Here is a 25704-nt window from a genome sequence, read left to right as displayed (position 1 = left end):
ATTTTTGAATACCAAAAACTAAATTAAATGAGGCTGATCATCTCTTTTTTATTTTTCTTGATACTTAATACCGGTGTTGCTCAATCTAATAAGGGGCTATCCGAGCAAAAATATTTAGAATTGCAGGATAAGATCCGTTTCAGCATTAATGGGGGCAACTATGATCAAGGTTTAACATTTGTTAAAGAATTATTAAAATCAAATAATGAAGAGTATTTAACTTTTGCCCATGGTGCGGCTTCTTATCTCCATCAATTAAAAGGAGATACGGTTAAATCAGATCAAAGTTATGAAGAAGCCTTACTACATTTAAAAAAAATTCCAGAATCTAATAAAAAAGTAAAGATTCACTCCTATTTATGTAATTATCGCGGTCTTGTTTATTGGAAAAGGCATAATTACAGCCAAGCGTTAAGCGTTTACCAAGAAGGAATCAAACTCTCGTCTAAAATAAACGATGTTATTCAGATCTTAAAGTTCAAGGCCAATATGGCTTTATTAAATGAAAGCGTTGGGAATTTTCAATTGTCAATCAAGATTTTAAAACAAAATGATGCTTTCTTAGATAAAAATGAAAGTATATATGAAAAAGATCAATTTCAAAATGCTAAAAGTAATACCTATACTAATCTAGGAAATTCTTATGAAGGTTATTATGGCAAAAATCGCGATAAAATAAATTTATTAGATTCTGCAGAATACTTTTACAAGAAGGCAATATCTTACTCAGACAAATTTGAAGACAATAAAATTACCTCTAAACTAAGTTTAGGAAATATTTACTTGTTTAAAAAGGATTACAGTAATGCTGAAAAGATTTATTATGATATCTCTTTTTATTCAAAACAAACCAATAATGCTTTTTTATATCAAATTGCCAATTTTAATTTGGGAGATTTATATTTTACTCTAAAGAAATATGATCGTGCACTTATTTTTTTAAAGAAAGTAGATTCACTAAGTATAAAAAATAAAACAATAGACAATAGTTATTTTAAGTCCAATTATATTCAGGCAAAAATTTACAGTATCAAAAATGAACCTGAATTAGCTTACAAACACTCCAAATTATATTTAGATTCTTATGAAAAATATGAAGGGAATCTGAGAGAAGAAGCTCTAGAGGTAAATTATAAACTTGGTACAGCAGATCTTAGCGAAGAAATGTTAGACGTTCAAGAAAAATATAAATACGAGGTTTTTTGGAATAAAGCTTTAAAAGTGTTTTATGTAATTCTGGTAATTGGAATTGTTTTTTTCCTAATTAAAAGTATTAGAGATAAAAATAAAGCACATAAGAAAATGAATGCTTTAATAGAGGAATTTAAAGCTAATTTAGAGAAAAAAGAAATTGAAAATGTTGAAATTGATAAAGCTGAAATTGAAAAAGTCATTATTGAAGAACCAGAATTAGATGAAATTCAGCTGAAGAAAGAAAATGCAAATCTTAGTATTGATGAAGCAAAAGAGAATAAGATTGTAGAAAAATTATTGGCATTGGAAGAAAAACTAGAATATTTAAATGCCGATTTTACTCTTTCGTATGTTGCTAAGAAAATAAAGACCAATACGACTTATCTATCGTATGTAGTAAATAAAAGATTTGGAAAATCTTTCGGAGAATATTCTAACGAATTAAAAATAAATTATGTTATTAATCAAATGATTACCAATCATTTGTATCGAAAATATTCAACTCAAGCAATTGCAGAAAGTGTTGGTTTTAAGAATGCAGTTTCATTTGCAAAATCATTTCGCAAAAGAACTGGAGTATCTCCAGCTCAATTTGCGAGTAATATTTAAGATTGTTTTTGATCCGTTTCCGTTGCCATTACCACTTTAGGAGTTGGCTTCTATTCCCTTCTTTTGGTGGCTGACCACCTTAAATTCTTTTTTACTCTTTTTGGAAATTGTGTCTGACTGAAAATCTTTTATAATTTGGATTTTCACAATTTTTCGCTTTTAAATTCGGCTGTTTTATAATCATGGATTTCCGTTTCCACCTCCTTTTTTAGGATCTACCGGTTCTGTTGGACCTGGATTTACTGGAGGAATTCCATCACCTCCGCGGATCACTTTTAATTCTTTGGCCACTAATTGATCATTCTGGAAATCTTCGAAATTTGATTTATATTTTTTCATGATGTTTCTTTTTAGATGTCTTAATAATTGATTTTATGGATGCTTTTATATAGAAGGAATGATTTATGGATTTCCGTTTCCGCCACCTTTTTTAGGATCTACCTGATCAGTCGGGTCTGGATTAGCAGGAGGAATTCCGTCACCTCCGCGGATTACTTTTAATTCTGTTGCCACTAATTTGTCATTCTGGAAATCTCCGAAATTTGATTTATATTTTTTCATGATGTTTCTATTTTGATATCTTAATAATTGATTTTTATGGATGCTTTTATATAGTGAGGAATGGTTTATGGATTTCCGTTTCCGCCGCCTTTTTTAGGATCTACCTGATCAGTCGGGTCTGGATTAGCAGGAGGAATCCCGTCGCCTCCGCGGATTACTTTTAATTCTGTTGCCACTAATTGATCATTCTGGAAATCTTCGAAATTTGATTTATATTTTTTCATGATGTTTCTATTTTGATGTCTTAATAATTGATTTTTATGGATGCTTTTATATAGTGAGGAATGGTTTATGGATTTCCGTTTCCGCCGCCTTTTTTAGGATCTACCTGATCAGTCGGGTCTGGATTAGCAGGAGGAATCCCGTCTCCTCCTCGGATTACTTTTAATTCTGTTGCCACTAATTGATCATTCTGGAAATCTTCGAAATTTGATTTATATTTTTTCATGATGTTTCTATTTTGATGTCTTAATAATTGATTTATGGATGCTTTTATATAGGAAGGAATGGTTTATGGATTTCCGTTTCCGCCGCCTTTTTTAGGATCTACCTGATCAGTCGGGTCTGGATTTGCAGGAGGAATCCCGTCTCCTCCTCGGATCACTTTTAATTCTGTTGCCACTAATTGATCATTCTGGAAATCTTCGAAATTTGATTTATATTTTTTCATGATGTTTCTATTTTAGATGCCTTAATAATTGATTTATGGATGCTTTTATATAGAAGTAATGGTTTACGGATTTCCGTTTCCGCCTCCTTTTTTAGGATCTACTTGATCTGTTGGGTCTGGATTTGCAGGAGGAATTCCGTCGCCTCCACGAATCACTTTTAGTTCATTTTTAACTAACATTTCACTTTGGAAATCATCGAATTTTGAGTTTGTATTTTTCATTTTTCTTTCTTTTGATTGTTATATTTTAGTACTATAAATCTTTCATAAATATTTTTAAGCGATACTTTTAAAGGCGAAAAAATTCGGGTTTTTTAATTGGCTACGCTAAAAAATTTTGGGTTATTTTGGATAAAAAAAGCAATAAAATTAAACTTCAATGTATAAGTTAAATCGTACGATTCTGCGTTTGATTTTTGCTTTTTTTGAGAGGTAATTTGGTTCAATTGGGGGGACTTTTTTTGATCACTTTTTGAGTCTTTTTTTTACTCTATCTGACCACTTTTTTTCTATAAAATAGCGGCGTTTTTATCTCTTGTTTTTCATGTTTTTTGATGTTTGAATTATTTCTTTTCCAAAACTAGATAAAAACATAAACCGTTAATCGAAAATTGGCTTTTTAAGCTTTATAAAGAAAAATTTTAAGCGTAATATGTTGTTTTGCAATGCTTTAATATATATAGTATACTTGGTATAATTTATAAATTGTATGTGGTATAATTAATAAAATGTATGCGTGTATGCGATATTTATAAATAAAAACACCAATCTTTGCATTGTAATCATGATTTAAAAACGGTCGAAAACGATGTTAAAACTGGTCCAAAAATTTCTTCAAATTAACAAATACTCAGACATAAAAAATGAGTTTAAGGATCTGTTTTTGTCTCATCCAAATTATCCGAGTTTATTTGCGATTACAGACTCGTTCGATTTGCTTTCTGTAGAGAATGCAGCAGTACGAGTTTCAAAAGAACAAATCGTAGATCTGCCATCTAATTTTTTAGCCTATTTTAAAGACGAATTGATATTGGTCGAAAAGATAAAAGATGGTGTTCGAATTACGACAACAAAAAAAGGAAGCCAAAAATTATCATATGATAAATTTCTTTTAGACTGGAATGGAGTAATTGTTGCCATCGAACCAAACAATGTTGTTGCAAGAGAAAATTTGAAAGTAGAATACAATTGGTTAAAATATTTTCTGCCACTTATTCTTTTAATCGGATTATCATTTTTCTACAACAGCTTTGATTTATTTAGTGGCTCGTTTTTAATTACATCGATAATTGGTTTGGTAGTGAGCATATTTATTGTTCAGCAAAAATGGGGTGTTAAAAACACGGTTATTTCAAAATTTTGTAATTTAAGTTCTAACTCTTCTTGTCATTCAGTAATAAGTTTCAACGACGATATTGCAAATAAGTGGTTAAGCTTTTCAGATTTACCACTATTGTTCTTTAGCGCAAGCATTATCGCTATTTTAATACAGCCATTAAATTCTGCCATTTTTGTTGGTTTTTTAAGTCTGTTGTCGATTCCGTTAGTGGTTTGCTCTATTTGGATTCAAAAATTTGAAATTCAAAAATGGTGCGTAATGTGTATAGCAGTGTCATTTTTGATTTTAGTTCAGAGTATTGCATGGTTTTCATCAGACCTTTTTACTTTAAACTTCAGCTTGAATACTATTTTTCCTTATGTATTTTCTTTACTGCTTTTAATTCCAATTTGGGCGGCAGTGAAAGTAATGATTAAAAATATGTTGGATAATGAAAATTCATTAAAAGAGCTTAAAAAATTTAAAAGAAATTATTCTCTATTAAACTTCTTATCTAAAAAAGTAAAATACACTAAAGGATTTGAAGAATTGAGAGGTCTAAATTTTGGAAATAAAAATGCAGTAGTTCGACTTTCAATCATTTTAAGTCCAAGTTGCGGTCATTGTTACAAAACATTTCAAGAAGCTTTTGATTTGGTATTGAAGTTTCCAGACAAAATATATTTGAACGTTCTTTTTAATATTAATCCAGAAAACAACGACAATCCTTATAAAACGGTTGTTGAGAGATTGTTGACTATTAATAGAGTCACTCCCGGAAAAACTGTAGAAGCAATTTCTGATTGGTACATCAAAAGAATGGTACATAAAAAATGGCTGAAAAAATGGGCAGTAGATTCTGTTAGTATGATGATCAGTCAGGAAATTCAAAAACAATACGATTGGTGCTCGATGAATAATTTTAATTATACCCCAGTTAAAATTGTAAATGAGAGATTATTTCCAAATGAGTACGAATTGAATGAATTAAAATATTTCTTGAATGATTTTGTTGATGAAGTTCAAGTTTTAGAAAAAACAGCATAAACAGAAGATTCTGTTCATTAAAATAATAACCCCAAAAACCTGCAGTTATGTTAAAGAATATTTTGAAATTGAAAGGTGCAGTAGAATTGACTGCAAGTGAGCAAAAAACAATAAATGGAGGAAATGCTCCTATTTGTGATGACGGATTTAAAGCTAAAAGATGTACAGAATTTGGAACTGTTCCTGCATATTGGAACTGCTTGCCAAATAGCTATGTCGGAAGCTGTTAGCAGAAAAAACAAGTTTCAAGTTTTTACAGATTTGAAGCTTAAACCCAAAAAACGTAAATAACCAGTTATGTTAGAAAAAATTTTAAAAAGTAAAGAGACAAAGAAGCTGACAAAAAAAGAGCAGAAAAACATTTTAGGTGGCGAATCATCGGAACCAAATTGTTACAATGCCACAGCTGATAAATTTTATGCTTGCTAATTTGAATATTTAAATAGTAACAGAGTTTTTGCTCTGTTACTATTAAAAAACGGTATTAGTTATGTTGAAAGAAATTTTAAGTCTTAAAGATGCTCACAGAATAAATAAAAGTGAACAGAAAAACATGAAGGGAGGAATTCCTGAATGCTGGGTTTATGCCTTAGAAGCGGGATGCATTTTAATATCACCAGGCGAAACTTGTCCGATAAATACAACATCGGGTATTTGTAATACAAGTCGTCTTTGTTGTTAATTTTTTAACTTTTTTAAAGTAATACGATATAGCCTTATTTAGAATTTAGTCATGTTTTTTTTGAATGTATAGGCGCTCGATCGTGGAACATTGAGCATTTTCTTAGTATTGATGATTGGTACTAAGATTCTTAGGAGTTGGTCGCTGGGTTTGATTTTATTTGGTTAGGGTAAAACCGCGACCATGTCCTAAAGAAATTGTGTTGCTAAAAAATTTGTTTATGAATAGCCAAACAGAGAAGATTTATGTCTTCTCTGTTTTTTTATGGATTAACAAGAATTTTTTTTCTTAAATTGCTCTTGAATAAATCAAAATAAATTGAAAAAATTCACCCATTATAGACAAGCCGATAATAAAGATTGTGGGCCTACTTGCTTAAAAATTATAGCTAAATATTACGGTAAAACAATCAATATTCAGGAGTTGAGAGATTTTAGCGAAACAACTCGTGAAGGAAGTAATTTGCTTTTTTTGAGTGATGCCGCCGAAAAAATTGGTTTCAGGACTTTAGGCGTAAAATTGTCTGTAACAAGAATTGAAGAGGCGCCTCTACCTTGCATACTTCATTGGAATAAAGATCATTACGTTGTACTTTATAAAATAAAAAAAGGAAAATTTTATATATCTGATCCAGCTTTTGGACTTTTGGAATATAGTAAAGAAGAATTTGTCAAGTTTTGGATTGGCAATAATGCTGGCGACGAAACAAAAGAAGGAATCGCACTTTTGATTGAAGCGACTCCAAATTTCTTTCAATCCGATTTTGATAAGGAAGAAAATTCGGGTTTAGGTTTTAGATTTCTCTCGCAATATTTATTTCAATATAAATCATTTTTAATTCAGTTGGCAATTGGTCTTTTGGCGAGCAGTTTACTTAATTTAATTTTTCCGTTTTTAACCCAGAGTATTGTCGATGTCGGCATTCAGAATCAGAATATTAATTTTATTTACTTAATTCTTTTTGCAATGCTTTTTATTTTTGCGGGAAGAACAGGTTTAGAATTAATCAGAAGCTGGATTTTACTGCATTTATCTACAAGAATTAATATATCGCTGATTTCAGATTTCTTTATAAAATTAATGAATCTGCCCATTTCTTTTTTTGATGTCCGAATGACCGGAGACATTATGCAGCGAATTAATGATCATCGTCGAATCGAAAAAATTCTTACCACATCTTCTTTAAATGTGCTTTTTTCCGTCATTAATATGTTTGTTATGGGCGCAGTTCTGGCTTATTTCAATCTGCAGATATTTTTAGTCTTTTTTATCGGAAGTTTATTCTATTTCGGATGGATCACCTTGTTCTTAAAAAGAAGAGAAGTTTTAGATTATAAACGCTTTGCCGAAATTTCGAACGAACAGAATAAGGTAATGGAGCTTATAAACGGTATGCAGGAGATAAAACTTCATAATGCAGAAAAACAGAAACGCTGGGGATGGGAATATGTGCAGGCAAGGCTTTTTAGGGTTTCCATAAAAGGTTTGGTTTTAGAACAGTCTCAGACAATCGGTTCTTCTGTTATTAACGAATTAAAAAATATATTCATTATTCTTCTTTCAGCCAAATTAGTGATTGAAGGTTCAATTACGCTTGGTATCATGCTTGCTATCAGTGCCATCGTAGGGAGTTTAAATGGTCCAATTACACAATTAATAGAATTTGTGAGAGAACTTCAGGATGCTAAGATTTCGCTTGCAAGACTATCTGAAATTCATCAGAAAGAAGATGAACTGCAGCAGGAAGTCCATCAGACAAATGAGATACCTCATGACGCTGATATTGAAATTAAAAATCTTTCCTACCGATACTTGGGTGCCGATATCCCAGTTTTGGATAATTTGAATTTAACCATCCCAGCCAATAAAGTAACGGCAATTGTTGGTGTCAGCGGCAGCGGAAAAACTACTTTGATGAAACTGCTCCTAAAATTTTATGAGCCTGAAAAAGGAGAAGTCTGCATAGGAAATGCACAGCTTAAAAACATTTCGCAAAAAGCATGGAGATCAAATATAGGAGCTGTAATGCAGGAAGGATTTATTTTTAGTGATACAATTGCTAATAATATTGCTTTTGGCGCAGACCGAATTGACAAAGAAAGATTGGTCTACGCATCTGATGTCGCAAACATTAAAGAATATATTGCAGGACTGCCTCTAGGATATAATACAAAAATCGGTGCCGAAGGATTAGGAATGAGCACAGGACAAAAACAAAGACTGCTGATTGCAAGGGCCGTTTATAAAAATCCTGAAATTCTGTTTTTTGATGAAGCGACTTCCGCACTAGATGCCAATAATGAGAAGGAAATTATGAAAAAACTAGATGTTTTTTTCAAGGATAAAACAGTAGTTGTCATTGCGCATCGATTGAGTACTGTAATGAATGCCGATCAGATTGTGGTTTTAGATAAAGGAAAAATTATCGAAATGGGAAGCCACTCTGCATTGGTAGCTCAAAAAGGAAATTATTTTGAACTGGTAAGGAATCAATTACAATTAGGAAATTAATAATGAACGAAGATACATTTGAACTAAGAAGTGAAGAGGTTCAGGACATTTTAACCAAAGTACCGCATTGGATGATTCGTTGGGGAACGGTTCTGATATTTGCGATTATTGTCATGCTGTTTTTTGTTTCCTGGTTTGTCAAATATCCAGATGTAGTTAAAACAGAAATTGTAATTACAACCAATATTCCGCCAGAGAAAATCGTTTCAAAATCTTCTGGACGTATAGAAGCTATTTTAGTTAAAGACAAAACACCTGTTGCTAAAAACAGTACTCTGGCTATTATTGAAAATACGGCCAATTACAAAGATGTTTTTCTGCTGAAAAGTATTGTAGATAGTTATGATGTCAATAATTCGAAAAAGGCTTTTCCTTTTGCGTCTCTAAAAAACACGCAGTTAGGAGAAATTGAAAGCGCTTTTGCTGTTTTCCAGAAAGATTATCAAGCTCAGCAGCTCAATGAAAATCTGCATCCTTTTGAAATTGAAAGTAAAGCGCAAAGCTCTGAGAAAATTCAGCTTAAGGAAAGGTTAGACATTCTGCAGCAGCAAAAGGTGCTGAATGAAAGTGAACTGGAATTGCAGAAAAATGAAATTGCACGCTTTGAAACCTTATTCAATAAAGGAATTATTTCTGCGCAGGAAATGGAAGCTAAGAAACTTGGATACCTTCAGGCAATGAAGAGCTATAAGGGACTCTTGACTTCAATTTCTCAAATAAGGTCGTCTTTGATTGACAATACCAAATCGAGTCAGAATTCGCAGATAAACAGCACCAAAGAAGAGGTTAATCTAGGCAGAAGTATGGCGCAGTCTTTTTATCAGTTGAAAAAAGTTATAAAAGACTGGGAACTGGCTTATACACTCAAATCTTCTGTTAGCGGTGTGGTTACTTTTCTGCAGGTTTGGAATGAAAACCAGACTATAAATGTGGGAGATAATGTTTTTTCAATTATTCCTGATGCTAAAAATACATTTATTGGAAAAGTGAAAGCACCGGCTTTAAATTCAGGAAAAATAAAGGTAGGACAACGCGTAAATATTCGTCTAGCAAATTATCCAGATAGAGAATTCGGTGTTTTAAAAGGGGAAATTAAAAATTTATCATTAGTGCCGGATAAAGATGGAAACCTATTAGTAGATGTTGCTCTTCCAAACGGATTAAAAACATCTTATGATAAGCAAATTGTTTTTCAGCAGGAAATGAAAGGAAGCGCTGAAATTGTCACAGAAGATTTACGATTAATTGAAAGAATACTTTATCAGTTCAAAAGTATATTTGAACAGGTTTAAAAAATAATTGCAAATAATTAACCAACTAACTTTGATTTTTTTTTGATGAAAAAACATTTGCTAATTCTTATTCTATTATTATTTCAAAGTTCATTCTCAAAATCAATAACCGAAACTCAAAAGCTTGCCGCGACTTGCAAAGTTTGGGGATTTTTAAAATATTATCATCCAAATGTTGCGGATGGAAATTTTAATTGGGATGAACAGCTTTTTAAAATATTGCCAAAAATAGAAGAAGCAAAAACAGATGTAGAATTTTCAAATGTTCTAGAAAAATGGATCAACTCTTTAGGGAAAGTTAAACCTTATAAAGCCGAAATCTCAAACGATGAAATTGATTATTTTGACAAGAATTTTGATCTTTCATGGACACAGAATTCAGAATTGTTTTCTAAGAGTCTTTCGCAAAAGCTTAAATTTATTGAGCAAAATAAAATTCAAGAAAAACAATATTATGTTGAAAGGGGAACTGAATTTGTAAATGAAGTTGAATATGATCTATTTGATGACAAAGACAAAAACTTTCGACTTTTAGCACTGTTTCGTTTTTGGAATTATGTGGAATATTTTTTTCCATACAAATATCAAATGGATCAAAACTGGGATTTGACTCTAATTGAATTTTTACCAAGAACAATTAATCCTATTTCTGAAAATGATTACTTCTTATCATTAAAAGAAATTAGTGCTAAATTAAATGATACACACGCCTATTTTGGAGCAAATAAACTATTCGAAATTTATGGATGGAATTCCGTTCCTTTCGAATTTAAATTTATTGAGAATAAGGCAATTGTTACCGGTTTTAAAAATGAATCTTTGTCAGCTTTAAATGATATAAAAGTAGGCGATGTTATAACAAAAGTACAAGGTAAGACAATAGATATTCTCATAAAAGAAAATCTGAAATATGCTGAAGGAGCTAATTATCCTGCGCAATTAACTCGTTTAGAATGGCCAGTTTTTAGTCAAAAATCTAATGTTGCAGAAATTGAATTTTTGAGAGACGGCAAAATAGGCGTAAAAGAAATTAATTTTTACGATTATAAAGACTTAAAAATTAATTACGAGAACAAGAGCGAGAAATATAATTTCTTAGAAGATAATATTGGTTACGCTAATTTGGCTGTATTAACTCCAGATGAGGTTCCTGCTATGATGGAGAAGTTTAAAAATGCTAAAGCTATTATTTTCGACATTCGAAACTATTCTCAAGGAACTAATTTTGCAATTGCAGAATATTTAAATCCAGAACCGAGAAATTTTGTCAAATCTATGGATGCCGATTTAAGTTCGCCTGGACGTTATATTTGGAGAAAAGAAGATACGCCTTGCGGAAAAATGAATCCTGATTATTATAAAGGAAACGTTATTCTTTTAGTGAACGAAAAATCAATAAGCCATTCAGAATTTACTGCTATGACATTAAAAGTTGCTCCAAAAGCGACTGTAATTGGCAGTCAGACTGCAGGCTCAGATGGAAGAAGTTATAGATTTCAAATTATAAAAGGTCTTTGGACTTCCTTTACAACTTACGGTGTTTTTTATCCCGATAAAACAGAAGTGCAAAGAATTGGAATTGTTCCAGATATTGAAGTAAAACCAACCATTTTAGGTATTCAACAAGGAAGAGACGAAGTTCTGGAAAGGGCGATTCTTTTTGCTAAAAATGGAAAAAAGTAAATTATAATTCTTTGAAAAAGTTTAAAATTTATCAAAGATATTTTTACATTTTTAAATAAAAATCTTTTGTCAGTTCAATATATTCTGGAGTATAAACGTGTCTGTCAATTTCTATTACAAGTTCATCGATTTCAATTTCAAACTTTTCATTTCGGCTAAAAGCCAATAAACTGCGTTTGATTTCTGATTTTGGAGTTCCTTTTACACGAGTAATTTTGATGGGATAAAGTTCAAATTCTTTTGCTAAAGCAGTAAATTTTTCTTCTTCTTTAAAAGGAATAATAACAGCTAGAATTCCATTTTCTGAAAGGAGTAAATCAGCAGCTTCCACAATTTCTTCAAAAGGCATTGCATCTTGAAAACGTGCTAAATCTCTTTGTTCATTTTCAGTTTTATAATCTTCAGCATAAAAAGGCGGATTCGAAACAATCAAATCATATTCGTCTTCCGGCTCTTCAATAAATTCATCTAAACCAGCATGAAAACAAAATAAACGATCGCCCCAAGGAGAGCTTTCAAAATTTTCTACCGCTTGTTCATAAGCATCTTCATCAATTTCTAAAGCGTCAATTTGTTCTGCATGAGTTCGTTGTGCAAGCATCAAAGCGATAATGCCTGTTCCTGCGCCAATATCTAAAACACTAAAAGGATTATGATGAATCGGAGCCCAAGAACCAAGTAAAACACCATCAGTGCCCACTTTCATAGCGGTTTTATCTTGCTTTACTGAAAATTGCTTAAACTGAAACATAAATTAAAATACCAATTTTTAAAATACCAAATTCCAATCTAAGAGCAGAAATTCCAAAATGAAAATTCCAAATTCCAATTGAAGTTGATAGTTTTGTTGAGTTGCAAAAGTAAGATTAAATATTAATTTACTGCTTAGAAGTTTTGGTAATTATGGCAGAAAGAATTTTTCGTAACTCTTCAATTTCAAATAATAAAGATTCTGAAAGTGAATTTTGATCAGGATTTAAATCGTTTAAGAGCTGAAGCCAAAATTTAGATTCCTTAGCTTCTTTTCTAGCTATTTTAAGACGAAACAATAAATCTTTATCTCCAAGGTTTTCATTTGCTTCAATATAATTTGCTCCAACAGAACCAGATGAACGTACTAATTGTTTTCCGTCTTCAATATTAGATGTAGTTTTAGGTAAAGTACGAATATAAATTCTGCATTCTTTCGCAAACAAAAAGGTTCTTTCTTCTAGATTGTATGGTTTACTCATGGTTATTAAACTCCAATTTATTAAGCATAAATATAAATAAAAAGGTATAAAAAGAAAGTTTTTTCTTTCAAAACAAAAAAACTTTGATTTCCAGAATTTGGAATTTTGAAAAAATTGAAATTTAACCTTGATTAAGGTTTGGAACTTAAAGAATCGGTATTTAACCTAATTTAAGGTTTGGAATTTGGAATTTAAAAAAGTTGGAATTTAACCTTGTTTAAGTTTTCGAATTTGGAATTTCTAACTTTAAAGATACATCTCCACAAGACCTTCAGGAAGATCCATGATTACCTTTTTGTTCTCACGATCGATTTTTACAAGGAAATTATCAATCATTGGAACTAAGATTTCCACTTCGCCATTTAAAACTTCAAAAAGAGGCTGGGCAGTTGAATCGTTTATAGAAGTTATTTTTCCGAAAACACCTAAACGCTTGTCTTCGATTTCGAAGCCAATAACTTCGTGGAAATAAAATTTGTTACCGGTAAGTTTTGGCAACATAGTTAAGGGAAGATAAATGCCGTTTCCAAGTAAAGCATCTGCTTCTTCTTCGGTATTTACATCTTCAAAACGAACTCTAAGAAAATCGTTTTTGTGCAAAGAACTTGTTTCAATAAAAAAAGGAACCAAGTGTTTGTTGTGTTCAACAAACACTGATTCCAGATTTTCGTATAACTCAGGTTCGTCTGTGTCTAAATAGATCAGAACTTCACCTTTGAAACTAAATTTTTTAGCGATTTTACCTAAATAAAAACATTCTTCTTTACGCATTATCGCTAAATAAAATTATGCTTCAGTTGTTTCGTTATTCTCTTCAGCAGCAGGAGCTTCTTCAGTTGCAGCTTCAACTTCAGCAACTTCTTCTTCAACTGCAGGAGTTGCAGCAGCGATAGCGTCAGCTTCAGCTTGTGCAGCAGCAGCTACACGCTTAGCGTTAACTTCTTTCTCAGCTTTTAAAGCGTTAGCTTTAACATCTGCTTTTGCTTTAGATAAACCATCTTTTTTAGCATCAACTTTTCCAGCTTTAGACTCTAACCAAGCTGCTAATTTAGCGTCTGCTTGCTCTTGAGTTAAAGCTCCTTTGCGGATACCTCCATCAAGGTGGTGTTTCAATAAAGCACCTTTGTAAGAAAGGATAGCTCTTGCAGTATCAGTTGGTTGTGCACCATTGTGTAACCATTTAACTGCGCTGTCAAGGTTTAACTCAACAGTTGCTGGGTTAGTGTTTGGATTGTAAGTACCGATTTTCTCTAAGTATCTACCATCTCTTTTTGAGCGTGCATCTGCAGCTACTACCCAGTAAAAAGGTTTTCCTTTTTTACCGTGTCTTTGTAATCTAATTTTTACTGACATAATCTTATTGATTAAATTTTGAGGTACTCGACCTCTGTTAATTAAGGGCGCAAAGATATAATTTTTTTATGAATAATGCGTTTCGAAATGTATTAAATGTAAGCAAGATGAATTTTAGTCTTTTTTTTGGACTATTTGCTTTAATTTTGAAATGCTAATTAGTTGAAAAAACGGTAATTTTGCGTCAAATTCATTTTAAATATGAAAAAATACTTTTACTTTTTATCATTCTTACTGCTCATAACATCTTGTACTGAGGACATAAAATTTAATAATCCTGCTTTTCAAACTCTTAAAGATAATGCTTTTTGGAGAGGAAGCAGTTATCATGCTGAAACAGCAACTAACGGAGTTTTTGATATTGAAGGTTTTCTTGGGTACGAGAAAATAAGTTTTCAGCTTCCTAATCCAGAGGTGAAGACTTATATTTTAGGTGTAGACAATACTTCGAAAGCAACCTACAAAAACACGCTTTCTGGACAAGAATCAGAATTTACTACAGGGGAGGGAAGAGGAAGTGGCCAAATTATCATTACCGAATACAATACTGTTGACAAAACTATCTCTGGAACATTTAAGTTTAAAGCAGTGAATGTTGATGTAAATGCTCAAAAACAGGAAATTAATTTTACAGAAGGTGTTTTTTATAAAATTCCAGTTGGTCCAGGAGCTAAATTTATAATAGAGTAAGTACTTGATTGGTTTTATTTTACCAAATCAAAATAAAAACTTAAATAAATTAATAACATAGTAGATTACATAAAAATAAGATTACATTTGCGTATTATTATAAATAAATATCTATGAATATTTTTGTTGGAAGCCTTCCATTCAGTATTGAGGAAGCAGATTTAAGAGAGTCTTTTGAGGCTTATGGAACAGTTGACTCTGTTAAAGTTATTACTGATAAATTTACTGGAAGAAGTAAAGGCTTTGGTTTTGTTGAAATGCCAAATGATAGCGAAGCACAGAAAGCTATTGACGAATTGAACGGAGCTGTTGTTTCAGGACGTACAATTGTTGTTAACAAATCTGAGCCGAAACCAGAAGGCGAAAGAAGAAGTTTTAATAACAACCGTGGAGGAGATTCTCGCGGAGGTTACGGAAACAGCCGTGGAGGAAATGACCGCGGAAACAGAGGAGGATATTAATATTTTTTTTCTAAAATATAAAAGGGATCAACGAAAGTTGATCCCTTTTTTTATGTGGTAATTTTTCTGTAGAGACGCACTGCAGTGCGCCTCTACGATAAAAATAATTAGATATTTGCAGCTAGCCAGTCGCCAACTTCTTTAGTACCGTATGCTTTGCCTCCATCTGCTAAATCTTCAGTAACTACTCCAGCTTCTAAAGCTTTATTTACTGCATCTCTCATTGTTTTTCCTTCTTCCGTCAATCCGAAGTTTTCGAACATCATAGCGGCAGATAAAACGGTTGCCATTGGGTTTGCGATATTTAATCCAGTAGCTTGTGGGTAAGAACCGTGAATAGGTTCGAATAAAGATACTTCAGCTCCCATAGAGGCAGAAGGCATTAATCCCATTGAGCCTGAAATTACAGAAGCTTCATCTGTTAAGATATCTCCGAATAAATTTTCAGTAATTAATACATCATAAGAATTTGGCCATTGTACCAAACGCATTGCTACAGCATCAACAAATTCGTAGCTAACTTCAACCTCTGGATAATCTTTTTCCATTGCCTGAACTGTTTCTCTCCACAAACGAGACGTTTCCAAAACGTTTGCTTTATCAACACAACATAATTTTTTAGAACGTGTCATTGCTAATTCGAAACCTTTTTTAGCTAAACGCTGTACTTCTGCACGTGTGTAAACACAGTTGTCAAAAGCAGTATCTCCGTTGTCTTTTCTTCCTTTTTCTCCAAAGTAAATCCCACCAGTTAATTCTCTTAAGAAAACTAAATCAGTTCCTTCGATTCTTTCTCTTTTTAAAGGAGATTTATCTAACAAAGAAGGGAATGTAAAAGTTGGTCTTACGTTTGCGAACAAGCCTAATGCTTTACGCATTTTTAATAAACCTTGTTCTGGTCGCACTGGTGCTGAAGGATCGTTATCGTATTTAGGGTGACCAATTGCGCCAAAAAGAACGGCATCAGCATTTTTACAAACTTCATGTGTTGAATCTGGATAAGGTTCACCTACTGCATCAATTGCGGCAGCACCAGTTAAAGCTGGTTTCCAAGTAATTTCATGTCCGAATTTTTGTGCAATAGCATCTGATACTTTTACTGCTTGCTCAATTACTTCTGGTCCGATTCCGTCTCCGGCTAAAAGGGCTATGTTTAATTTCATTCTATATGTGTTATTAAGGTTCAAAGTGACAAAGTGACAAAGTGACAAAGTTTCAAAGTTTTTAAAAGCAGACTAAAATCTTTGTCACTTTGTTACTTTGAAACTTTGCAACTATATTAAGTTATAATATTAAGCATTTTCTGTGTTGCAATTATCGCTGCAACGGTTTGATCTGAGTCTAATCCGCGGGTTTTAAATTCTTTTCCGTTATTAACCCATGTAATAATGGTTTCGCACAATGCATCGGAACTACTTCCAGGAGGGATTCTTACTGCATAATCTATTAATTTTGGAAGCGTCAGTTTCTTGCTTTTGTAAATTTTAGATAAAGCATTCATAAAAGCATCAAATTGACCGTCTCCTTGCGCATTTTCTTCGATTATTTCTCCATTAAGATTTAATGATAAAGTAGTAGATGGACGCATTCCTTTAGAATGAACCAGCATATACGATTGAATAGTAATCTTTTCTTCGTAAGTATGGCTGTCCAAAACATCAGAAATAATGTATGGAAGATCTTCTTTCGTTACGGTTTCTTTTTTATCGCCCAATTCGATAATTCTTTGAGTAACCAATTTCAAATCTTCTTGATTTAGTTGTAAACCTAATTCCTGAAGGTTTTTTTCGATGTTGGCTTTTCCAGAGGTTTTTCCTAAAGCGTATTTTCTTTTTCTTCCAAAACGTTCTGGAAGTAAATCATTAAAATATAAATTATTTTTGTTGTCACCGTCAGCGTGAATTCCAGCTGTCTGTGTAAAAACATTATCACCGACAATTGGTTTGTTGGCAGGAATTCTATAACCTGTAAAAGTTTCAACCAATTTGCTTACAGAATATAAAGACGTTTCTTTGATGTTGATTTTTACTTCTGGAAGATAATCGTTGATTACGGCAACAGTACTTTCAAGAGGTGCATTTCCGGCACGTTCTCCCATTCCGTTTACAGTAACGTGAAGTCCATTTATACCCGCTTTTATAGCTTCCATCACATTGGCAACACTTAAATCGTAATCATTATGAGCATGAAAATCAAAATGAATCTGTGGATATTTTGTTTTAATTTTTGAAATAAATTCAAAAGTCAAAGATGGAATTAAAACGCCTAAAGTGTCAGGAAGTAAGATTCTTTTAATTGGCTGAGTCGATAAAAAATCTAGAAATTGAAAAACATAATCAGGAGAATTTCGCATTCCGTTGCTCCAGTCTTCCAGGTAAACATTCGTCTCAATGTCATTTTCTTTAGCTAAAGTAATGATTTGTGCAATTTCAGAAAAATGCTGTTCTGGAGTTTTTTTTAATTGATGTGTTAAGTGATTCATTGAACCTTTGGTCAATAAATTCTGCACTTTTGCACCAGATCTTTTCATCCAGTCGATTGATACACCACCGTCAACGAAAGTTAAAACTTCAATTCTGTTGGTATATCCTTTTAATTCAGCCCATGAAGTGATGCTTTTTACGGCATTAAATTCTCCTTCACTCACACGTGCCGATGCAATTTCAATTCTATCAATATTTAATTCCTCCAACAACAATTGTGCAATGGTCAGTTTTTCTGCAGCAGAAAATGATACTCCTGAGGTTTGTTCACCATCACGGAGTGTCGTATCCATTATTTCAATTTTTCTTTTTTCCATATTGATATTCTAAATTCCTTTTATAAGGTAAATTTTTGTTGTGTTGTCTTGGTTGTTTAACTTATAAAGACCCGACAAGTTTTAAAAACCTGTCGGGTCTCAAAGGACTAGACCTGATTTTTTTAGTAAGGAAGTTTATCAGCAAAAGCTTTGATATCTTCTTTCATATCTTGTAAATAGTCAATATCATCAAAACCATTGATCATATTGTTCTTTTTGTATCCGTTGATAGCAAAAGATTCTTGCTGACCAGTTGATAATAAAGTAATCGTTTGGTTTGGAAGATTGATTTCTAATTCTGTTTTTGGATCAGCTTCAATCGCTTTGAAAATAGTTTCAGCAAATTCTGGGCTGATTTGTACTGGCAAAACACCAATATTCAAACAGTTTCCTTTGAAGATATCCGCAAAGAAACTAGAAACTACAGCACGGAATCCGTAATCGTAAACTGCCCATGCAGCGTGCTCTCTTGAAGATCCAGAACCGAAGTTTTTTCCTCCAACCAAAATTTTTCCTGAATAAGTTGAATCGTTTAAAACGAAATCAGCTTTTGGAGTATCGTCTCCATTATATCTCCAGTCTCTAAAAAGGTTGTCTCCAAAACCTTCACGTTTTGTAGCTTTTAAGAAACGAGCTGGAATGATTTGATCTGTATCAACGTTCTCAATTGGCAGTGGCACTGCACTGCTGGTAAGTATAGTAAATTTATCGTATGCCATTGTTTTTTGCTTTAGGCTGTAGGCTGTAAGCTTTAGGCTTTTCCTACAGTGTATTATTATTTTTGCTTTAGGCAGTAAGCTATAAGCTCTAAGCCTTTTCAAGTTGCTGTAAAAAGCTTAAAGCCTATTGCTTAAAGCTTACAGCGGGAATTAGAATAATTCCCTAGGATCTGTTAGTTTTCCTGTGACAGCAGCAGCAGCAGCCATAATTGGACTTGCTAAAAGCGTTCTTGAACCAGGACCTTGACGACCTTCAAAGTTTCTGTTTGAAGTACTTACTGCATATTTTCCAGCAGGAACTTTATCATCGTTCATTGCTAAACAAGCTGAACAACCCGGCTGACGTAATACAAAACCAGCTTCAGTCAGGATGTCTAAAATTCCTTCTTCTTTAATCTGCGCTTCAACAACGTGAGAACCTGGAACTAACCAAGCGGTAACATTATCTGCTTTTTTTCTTCCTTTTACAATTTCAGCAAAAGCTCTAAAATCTTCAATACGTCCGTTTGTACAACTTCCCAAGAAAACATAATCGATTTGTTTTCCAATCATTACATCGTCTTCGTTGAAGCCCATGTAAGCTAAAGATTTTTTGTAAGTTTCTTCACCACCTTCAACTTGGTTGGCAGACGGAATATGTTTTGTGATACCAATTCCCATTCCAGGGTTTGTACCATAAGTAATCATTGGTTCGATGTCTTCAGCTTTGATATTTAATTCAGCATCAAAAACAGCATCAGCATCCGTTTTTAGTGTTTTCCAATATTCAACAGCTTTTGTCCAAGCTTCACCTTTTGGAGCGTATAATCTTCCTTCAAGGAAATCGAAAGTAGTTTGGTCAGGAGCAATCATTCCTCCACGAGCACCCATTTCGATACTTAAATTACAAACTGTCATACGACCTTCCATAGTCATGTTTTCAAAAACATCACCAGCATATTCAACAAAATATCCTGTTCCTCCAGAAGTAGTTAATTGCGCAATAATGTAAAGTGCAACGTCTTTTGGACCGACACCTTTACTTAATTGACCGTTTACGTTAATACGCATTTTCTTTGGTTTAGGCTGCATAATACATTGAGTAGACAAAACCATCTCAACCTCAGAAGTTCCTATACCAAAAGCGATAGCTCCAAAAGCACCGTGAGTAGACGTATGTGAATCTCCACATACAATAGTAGCACCTGGCAAAGTAATTCCGTTTTCAGGACCAACTACGTGTACAATTCCATTTTTTTGGTGACCTAATCCCCAGTGCGAAATTCCGTATTCATTTGCATTATCTTCAAGAGCTTGAAGCTGATTAGCAGAAAGCGGATCTTGAACTGGTAAATGTTGGTTTATGGTTGGTGTATTGTGGTCGGCAGTTGCAAAAGTACGCTGTGGGTATAAAACGTTAACGCCTCTTGATTTTAATCCTAAAAAAGCAACAGGACTCGTAACTTCATGAATGAAATGGCGATCAATAAAAAACACATCTGGCCCATCTTCAATTTTACGCACTACATGTGAATCCCATACTTTGTCAAATAATGTCTTACTCATTTTTTATTTTTTTTAATTGTAATTTCTATAACCACAGCAATTCCCTGTTCATTATAATAGCAAAACAAAAGTAAAAAAAGATAAAAAAGCGTCAATTTCGATATTTCATTATATACGATACCCAAACTAATTTACAAATTGCGAAACCGCTTTTGCAGACTAAAATTTGACAGAAAAATGATAAAGAAATTGATTTAATTTTTTCTTTTCGGCTTTAATTTTCCTTGTTTGTTTTTTGTTTTAATAGTTTGCAAATTTATCTCAAAATCACTATAAAATATAGGGTTTTATTTGAAAAAATCTAACAAAATGAATAAAAATAGTAATAATTGTTAGTTTTGGAATTTTTGCAAAAAGAATGCTTTTTCGTTTTTTTAAAGCTTTTAAAGGAGATTTTTGAACGTTATTTAGATTCAATAAAACATCAAAATACTACGACATCCAAGAAGTGTATTTTTATCAAATTTTATGAATTTTAAGAGAAAATCTAACGAATATATAAGAATGTTATTTTAAGAATTTATCCGTTTTCTATCTCCAAAAAAATCGTAAATTTGAATTCCTTCCATTTTTCATTTCGCATTTAGTTATGTTTCATGTTGTCAATGTTTTGCAATGTGAGTGAATTGGGATTTGGGACTTTAAAATTTGACTTTTACAACTCTATGTATTTAATATTCGATACCGAAACAACCGGATTACCAAAACGCTGGGATGCCCCAATAACCGATTCTGATAACTGGCCTCGCTGTATACAGATTGCGTGGCAGCTTCATGACGAAATGGGACAGCTTATTGAGCATCAGGATTATTTGGTAAAACCAGAAGGATTTAATATTCCGTATGATGCCGAACGTATTCACGGAATCTCGACTGAATTGGCTGAAGCCGATGGAATCTCGTTGGCCGAAGTTTTAGAAAAATTCAATATCGCTTTAAGCAAAACCAAATTTATCGTTGGACAGAATTTAGGTTTTGACGTTAATATTATGGGAGCTGAATTCCATAGAATGGGAGTGGAGTCTCAAATGAGTTCAATGCCTGTCTTGGATACTTGTACCGAAGTTACCGCTTCTTTATTACAGCTTCCTGGAGGTCGTGGAGGAAAATTCAAATTGCCAACGCTGACTGAATTACACAGCTATCTTTTCGACCAGCCATTCGCGGAAGCGCACAACGCAACTGCCGACGTTGAGGCAACTACACGTTGCTTTTTGGAATTGGTTAGAAGAGAAGTTTTTACCAAAGAAGAATTAGATGTTCCGAAGGAGTATTTCAAAGATTTTCAAGAAAGAAATGCGGAGCCATTTAAGCTGATTGGTTTAAAACACATCAACTTAAAAGCGGCTTCTGATAAAATCAGAGAACAGCTTAAAGCTTTGGCTGGAGAAGGGCAGCAAAATGTCGTTTCAGAAGAAGATAAAGCTGATTTTAAAGCAGCAAAATTTGCGCATTTACACAATCATACACAGTTTTCGGTACTTCAATCAACTATCGGAATTGGAAATATTGTTGCGGCTGCAGCCAAAAATGGAATGCCGGCCGTAGCCATGACCGATACTGGAAACATGATGGGAGCTTTTCACTTTGTGAGCGCCGTTATGAACCACAACAAAGCAGCTTCTGGAAAAAATAAAGCTTTAGTGGAAGCTGGAGAAGAACCAACTGAAACTGAAGTAAAACCAATTGTTGGCTGTGAATTTAATATCTGTGAAAACCATTTAGATAAAAGCAAAAAAGACAACGGTTATCAGGTTGTTTTAATGGCTAAAAATAAAGCTGGTTATCATAATCTGGCCAAAATGGCTTCGATTGCCTACACCGAAGGATTTTATTATGTACCGAGGATTGACAAAAAGATTGTCGAACAATACAAAGGTGATATTATGGTTTTGTCTGGGAATTTATACGGAGAAATTCCGAGTAAAATCCTGAACATTGGTGAAAACCAAGCCGAAGAAGCTTTAATTTGGTGGAAGGAACAATTTGGTGAAGATTTCTATCTGGAAGTGATGCGCCACAATCAGGAAGATGAAAATCGTGTCAACAAAACCCTGATTGAATTTTCGCAAAAGCACAACGTCAAATTAATTGCTACTAATAATACTTATTATTTAAATAAAGAAGATGCCAATGCGCACGATATTTTACTTTGTGTAAAAGACGGTGAAAAGCAGGCAACACCTATTGGACGTGGACGTGGTTATCGCTACGGACTTCCAAATCAGGAATACTATTTTAAATCGGAAGCAGAGATGAAAAAACTCTTTTCTGATTTACCCGAAGCGATTATCAACATTCAGGAGGTTATTGATAAGGTAGAAGGCTATTCACTTTACAGAGATGTATTGCTTCCGAAGTTTGATATCCCAGAAGAATTTGTTGATCCTGAGGATGAAAAAGACAATGGTGTTCGTGGTGAAAATGCGTATTTGCGTGATCTTACAATGCGAGGAGCTGAAAGAAGATATGGCGTAATAACCGAATCGATTCAGGAACGTTTGGATTTTGAATTGCTGACAATTTCGAATTCTGGATATCCAGGTTACTTTTTGATTGTACAGGATTTCATTGCCGAGGCTAGAAAAATGGACGTATCGGTAGGGCCAGGACGTGGATCTGCAGCGGGTTCTGCTGTTGCCTATTGTTTAGGAATTACCAATATTGACCCGATTAAATACGACTTACTTTTTGAGCGTTTCCTAAATCCTGACCGTGTATCGATGCCCGATATTGATATTGACTTTGATGACGAGGGTCGTGGACGTGTAATGGATTATGTAATCAACAAATATGGTCAAAAACAGGTGGCGCAGATTATCACTTATGGTAAAATGGCAACCAAATCGGCAATTCGTGATACGGCTCGTGTACTGGATTTACCGTTGTTCGAAGCCGATAGAATTGCAAAACTGATTCCAGGAATGATGCCGTCAAAATGGAATTTGGCGCGTTTTATTTCTGAGAGTGAAGATGAGGTTAAAAAAGCGCTTCGTTCTGACGAATTTGATAATGTAAAAGAATTAATCGCAATTGCCAATGAAGATGATTTGGCAGGAGAAACCATTCAGCAGGCAAAAATTCTGGAAGGATCGATGCGTAATACCGGAATTCACGCCTGTGGGGTAATTATTACGCCATCGGATATTACGAATTACGTTCCGGTTACAACTGCGAAAGATTCTGATTTATATGTAACACAGTTTGACAACTCGGTGGCAGAAAGTGCCGGATTGCTGAAAATGGACTTCTTGGGTCTGAAGACCCTTACGCTGATAAAAGACACCGTAAAACTGGTAAAATACAGAACAGGAAAAGATCTGGATCCAGACACTTTTCCAATCGATGATGAAGAAACGTATGCGCTTTTCCAAAGAGGTGAAACCGTTGGAATCTTCCAATACGAGTCACCTGGGATGCAGAAATACATGAAAGATCTGAAGCCAACGGTTTTTGGAGATTTAATTGCCATGAATGCACTGTATCGTCCGGGACCTTTGGAGTATATTCCGTCTTTCGTTCGAAGAAAAAATGGTGATGAAGAAATCAAATACGATTTAGATGCTTGTGCAGAATATTTATCTGAAACGTACGGAATTACGGTTTACCAAGAGCAGGTAATGCTTTTGTCTCAGTCTTTGGCAGGATTTACAAAGGGTGAGGCCGACGTCTTACGTAAAGCGATGGGTAAAAAACAAAAAGACGTACTAGATAAAATGAAACCTAAGTTTGTGGAGCAAGCGGCCGCAAAAGGTCACGATGCCAAAGTTCTGGAGAAAATCTGGAAAGACTGGGAAGCGTTTGCGAGTTATGCCTTCAACAAATCGCACTCGACTTGTTACGCTTGGATTGCCTATCAAACGGCTTATTTGAAAGCACATTACCCTGCAGAATATATGGCAGCAGTACTTTCGAATAACATGAACGATATCAAACAGGTATCTTTCTTCATGGAAGAATGTAAACGTATGGGATTACAGGTTTTGGGTCCAGACGTAAACGAATCCTACTATAAATTTACGGTAAACGATGATTATGCCGTTCGTTTCGGAATGGGCGCCATTAAAGGTGTTGGTTCTGGAGCTGTAGAAACGATTGTAGAAAACAGAAAAGACGGAAGATATAAATCGATTTTTGATTTGGCGAAGCGAATTGATCTTCGTGCTGCCAATAAAAAAGCGATTGAGAATTTAGCTTTGGCAGGAGGTTTTGATTCTTTTGAAGGAACAACCAGAGCACAATATTTCCACGATGATGGTGACGGAATTACATTTTACGAAAAAGCGATGCGTTATGGATCGAAGTTTCAGGAAAATGAAAATTCATCTCAAGTAAGTTTGTTCGGGGAAGCCAGTGAAGTGCAAATCGCGGAACCTGTTGTGCCTCCGTGCGAGGACTGGAGTACGATGGAAAAATTGGCAAAAGAAAAAGAAGTTGTTGGGATTTATATTTCTGGACATCCTTTAGACGATTTTAGATTTGAAATGAAATACTTCTGCAACGCCCGTTTGGAATCATTGAAGAGTATGAATGAGTATGTTGGGAAAAATCTACACTTTGCCGGAATTATCAATAATGTACAGCATCGTGTAGCTAAAAATGGAAAAGGCTGGGCGGCATTCAATTTAGAAGGTTATGATGAAAGTTATGAGTTTAAGATTTTTGGTGAAGAATATTTAAAATTCCGCCATTTCTTAATTCAGAACAATTTTGCCTTTTTAAAGATATTGATCAAAGACGGATGGGTTAATCATGACACTGGCAAAAAAACGGATCCGAGAATGCAGTTTGTTGAGATTCGTCAGCTGCAGGATATTTTAGAAGCTTTCGCTAAAAAATTAGTTGTTTTATTGAATATTAAAGATCTTCATCCTGAATTCATTCATAAATTAAGTCATTTATTTAATGAGAATAAAGGAGATAATTCGGTGACTTTCGAAATCATGGAATTAGAAAAAATAAAACGATTGGTAGAAGTAGAAACACCAGCAGATTTTGAAGCTGAAGATGCTGTTTTTGAAGGCGAAAATGAAAATGAAGACAGTGCTATAGAAGACACTAAGATTCAGGAGGTCAATGAAGTTGAAGAGATAAAAGTGGTTACTAAATTATCGATGCCTAGTCGTCGTTTAAAAATAAGGATTTCAACAGAGTTATTGCAGGAATTAGAAAAAATGCAGATTAATTTTAAATTGAACTAAAAAATTAACAGTTAAAATTTAAACACATGTTAATTTTTTATGTTAAAAATATGCATGCATAATACTTTTTTAGTAATATTGCCCGAAATTACAACGATTTCGTTCCAAGTCTAACTTTGCAAACTGTAAGAATGTG

23 protein-coding genes and 1 pseudogene are annotated in these 25704 nt (G+C 33.6%); 10 read left to right on the top strand and 14 right to left on the bottom strand.

The features are described from left to right. Window positions 1-27: 27 nt before the first annotated feature. Together LL966_RS22880 and LL966_RS22875 are read left to right on the top strand one after the other, a co-directional pair. A pseudogene (locus LL966_RS22880) lies at window positions 28-948 on the top strand (helix-turn-helix domain-containing protein); the annotation flags it as partial. A gap of 543 nt (window positions 949-1491) precedes the next feature. After that, window positions 1492-1803, top strand: coding sequence for a helix-turn-helix domain-containing protein (locus tag LL966_RS22875; protein WP_394799462.1), 312 nt, complete (start codon window positions 1492-1494; stop codon window positions 1801-1803). A gap of 180 nt (window positions 1804-1983) precedes the next feature. Here the strand turns inward: LL966_RS22875 and LL966_RS11105 are convergent, their stop codons facing one another. From LL966_RS11105 to LL966_RS11080, 6 genes are all read right to left on the bottom strand, one after another. Next, the gene (locus LL966_RS11105) at window positions 1984-2142 is read right to left on the bottom strand and encodes an rSAM-modified peptide (RefSeq protein WP_229353175.1); all 159 of its coding nucleotides are present in this window, start codon (window positions 2140-2142) and stop codon (window positions 1984-1986) included. A 63-nt stretch (window positions 2143-2205) separates the two neighbouring features. Further along, entirely contained in the window at window positions 2206-2364 is a 159-nt protein-coding gene (locus tag LL966_RS11100) for a hypothetical protein (protein WP_229353173.1), read from the bottom strand. A 65-nt stretch (window positions 2365-2429) separates the two neighbouring features. Next, on the bottom strand, window positions 2430-2588 hold the full coding sequence (locus LL966_RS11095; RefSeq protein WP_229353171.1) for an rSAM-modified peptide: 159 nt from the start codon (window positions 2586-2588) through the stop codon (window positions 2430-2432). Window positions 2589-2653: 65 nt separating this feature from the next. Further along, window positions 2654-2812: an rSAM-modified peptide gene (locus tag LL966_RS11090; protein ID WP_229353171.1), complete on the bottom strand. Its 159-nt coding sequence runs from the start codon at window positions 2810-2812 to the stop codon at window positions 2654-2656. 63 nt (window positions 2813-2875) lie between these two features. Then, window positions 2876-3034: an rSAM-modified peptide gene (locus tag LL966_RS11085; RefSeq protein WP_229353171.1), complete on the bottom strand. Its 159-nt coding sequence runs from the start codon at window positions 3032-3034 to the stop codon at window positions 2876-2878. A 63-nt stretch (window positions 3035-3097) separates the two neighbouring features. Next, a complete protein-coding gene (locus tag LL966_RS11080) occupies window positions 3098-3256 on the bottom strand; it encodes an rSAM-modified peptide (protein WP_229353169.1) in 159 nt (52 codons plus the stop codon). A 661-nt stretch (window positions 3257-3917) separates the two neighbouring features. Between LL966_RS11080 and LL966_RS11075 the strand changes: the two genes are divergently transcribed. The 5 genes from LL966_RS11075 to LL966_RS11055 all read left to right on the top strand — a co-directional run bounded on the left by LL966_RS11075 (window position 3918) and on the right by LL966_RS11055 (window position 11567). Further along, complete coding sequence (locus tag LL966_RS11075; RefSeq protein WP_229353167.1) at window positions 3918-5399, top strand: vitamin K epoxide reductase family protein; 1482 nt, start codon at window positions 3918-3920, stop codon at window positions 5397-5399. A gap of 47 nt (window positions 5400-5446) precedes the next feature. Continuing rightward, window positions 5447-5629, top strand: coding sequence for a hypothetical protein (locus LL966_RS11070; protein ID WP_229353165.1), 183 nt, complete (start codon window positions 5447-5449; stop codon window positions 5627-5629). A gap of 770 nt (window positions 5630-6399) precedes the next feature. Continuing rightward, window positions 6400-8592 (top strand): peptidase domain-containing ABC transporter, encoded by a 2193-nt coding sequence (locus LL966_RS11065; protein ID WP_229353163.1) that lies wholly within the window; start codon window positions 6400-6402, stop codon window positions 8590-8592. Between the two features lie 2 nt (window positions 8593-8594). Beyond that, entirely contained in the window at window positions 8595-9884 is a 1290-nt protein-coding gene (locus LL966_RS11060; RefSeq protein ID WP_229353162.1) for an HlyD family secretion protein, read from the top strand. 45 nt (window positions 9885-9929) lie between these two features. After that, window positions 9930-11567, top strand: coding sequence for a S41 family peptidase (locus tag LL966_RS11055; RefSeq protein ID WP_229353160.1), 1638 nt, complete (start codon window positions 9930-9932; stop codon window positions 11565-11567). Between the two features lie 43 nt (window positions 11568-11610). Here the strand turns inward: LL966_RS11055 and LL966_RS11050 are convergent, their stop codons facing one another. The 4 genes from LL966_RS11050 to LL966_RS11035 all read right to left on the bottom strand — a co-directional run bounded on the left by LL966_RS11050 (window position 11611) and on the right by LL966_RS11035 (window position 14152). After that, on the bottom strand, window positions 11611-12318 hold the full coding sequence (locus LL966_RS11050) for a tRNA1(Val) (adenine(37)-N6)-methyltransferase (RefSeq protein WP_229353159.1): 708 nt from the start codon (window positions 12316-12318) through the stop codon (window positions 11611-11613). Window positions 12319-12445: 127 nt separating this feature from the next. Continuing rightward, entirely contained in the window at window positions 12446-12799 is a 354-nt protein-coding gene (locus tag LL966_RS11045; protein ID WP_229353157.1) for a four helix bundle protein, read from the bottom strand. Window positions 12800-13045: 246 nt separating this feature from the next. Beyond that, a complete protein-coding gene (rimM, locus tag LL966_RS11040) occupies window positions 13046-13570 on the bottom strand; it encodes a ribosome maturation factor RimM (RefSeq protein ID WP_229353156.1) in 525 nt (174 codons plus the stop codon). Between the two features lie 15 nt (window positions 13571-13585). Further along, a complete protein-coding gene (locus LL966_RS11035; RefSeq protein WP_229353155.1) occupies window positions 13586-14152 on the bottom strand; it encodes a 30S ribosomal protein S16 in 567 nt (188 codons plus the stop codon). A 201-nt stretch (window positions 14153-14353) separates the two neighbouring features. On the opposite strand from LL966_RS11035, the gene LL966_RS11030 reads away from it, so the two are divergent. After that, the gene (locus LL966_RS11030) at window positions 14354-14842 is read left to right on the top strand and encodes a DUF6252 family protein (protein ID WP_229353154.1); all 489 of its coding nucleotides are present in this window, start codon (window positions 14354-14356) and stop codon (window positions 14840-14842) included. 113 nt (window positions 14843-14955) lie between these two features. Then, complete coding sequence (locus LL966_RS11025) at window positions 14956-15303, top strand: RNA recognition motif domain-containing protein (protein ID WP_229353153.1); 348 nt, start codon at window positions 14956-14958, stop codon at window positions 15301-15303. 107 nt (window positions 15304-15410) lie between these two features. Here LL966_RS11025 and leuB read toward each other — a convergent pair whose 3' ends face one another. From leuB to leuC, 4 genes are all read right to left on the bottom strand, one after another. Continuing rightward, window positions 15411-16466: a 3-isopropylmalate dehydrogenase gene (leuB, locus tag LL966_RS11020; RefSeq protein ID WP_229353152.1), complete on the bottom strand. Its 1056-nt coding sequence runs from the start codon at window positions 16464-16466 to the stop codon at window positions 15411-15413. A gap of 116 nt (window positions 16467-16582) precedes the next feature. Further along, a complete protein-coding gene (locus tag LL966_RS11015) occupies window positions 16583-18103 on the bottom strand; it encodes an alpha-isopropylmalate synthase regulatory domain-containing protein (RefSeq protein ID WP_229353151.1) in 1521 nt (506 codons plus the stop codon). A 122-nt stretch (window positions 18104-18225) separates the two neighbouring features. Next, entirely contained in the window at window positions 18226-18822 is a 597-nt protein-coding gene (leuD, locus tag LL966_RS11010; RefSeq protein WP_095929714.1) for a 3-isopropylmalate dehydratase small subunit, read from the bottom strand. Window positions 18823-18972: 150 nt separating this feature from the next. Next, the gene (gene leuC / locus LL966_RS11005) at window positions 18973-20367 is read right to left on the bottom strand and encodes a 3-isopropylmalate dehydratase large subunit (protein ID WP_229353150.1); all 1395 of its coding nucleotides are present in this window, start codon (window positions 20365-20367) and stop codon (window positions 18973-18975) included. Between the two features lie 665 nt (window positions 20368-21032). On the opposite strand from leuC, the gene dnaE reads away from it, so the two are divergent. Then, window positions 21033-25568, top strand: a complete 4536-nt coding sequence (dnaE, locus tag LL966_RS11000; protein WP_229353149.1) for a DNA polymerase III subunit alpha — start codon at window positions 21033-21035, stop codon at window positions 25566-25568. Window positions 25569-25704 lie beyond the last annotated feature (136 nt).

The organism is Flavobacterium chungbukense (genome assembly GCF_020805785.1).
In the GTDB taxonomy this organism is placed as follows: domain Bacteria; phylum Bacteroidota; class Bacteroidia; order Flavobacteriales; family Flavobacteriaceae; genus Flavobacterium; species Flavobacterium chungbukense.
This window is presented reverse-complemented; position numbering and strand designations above follow the sequence as displayed.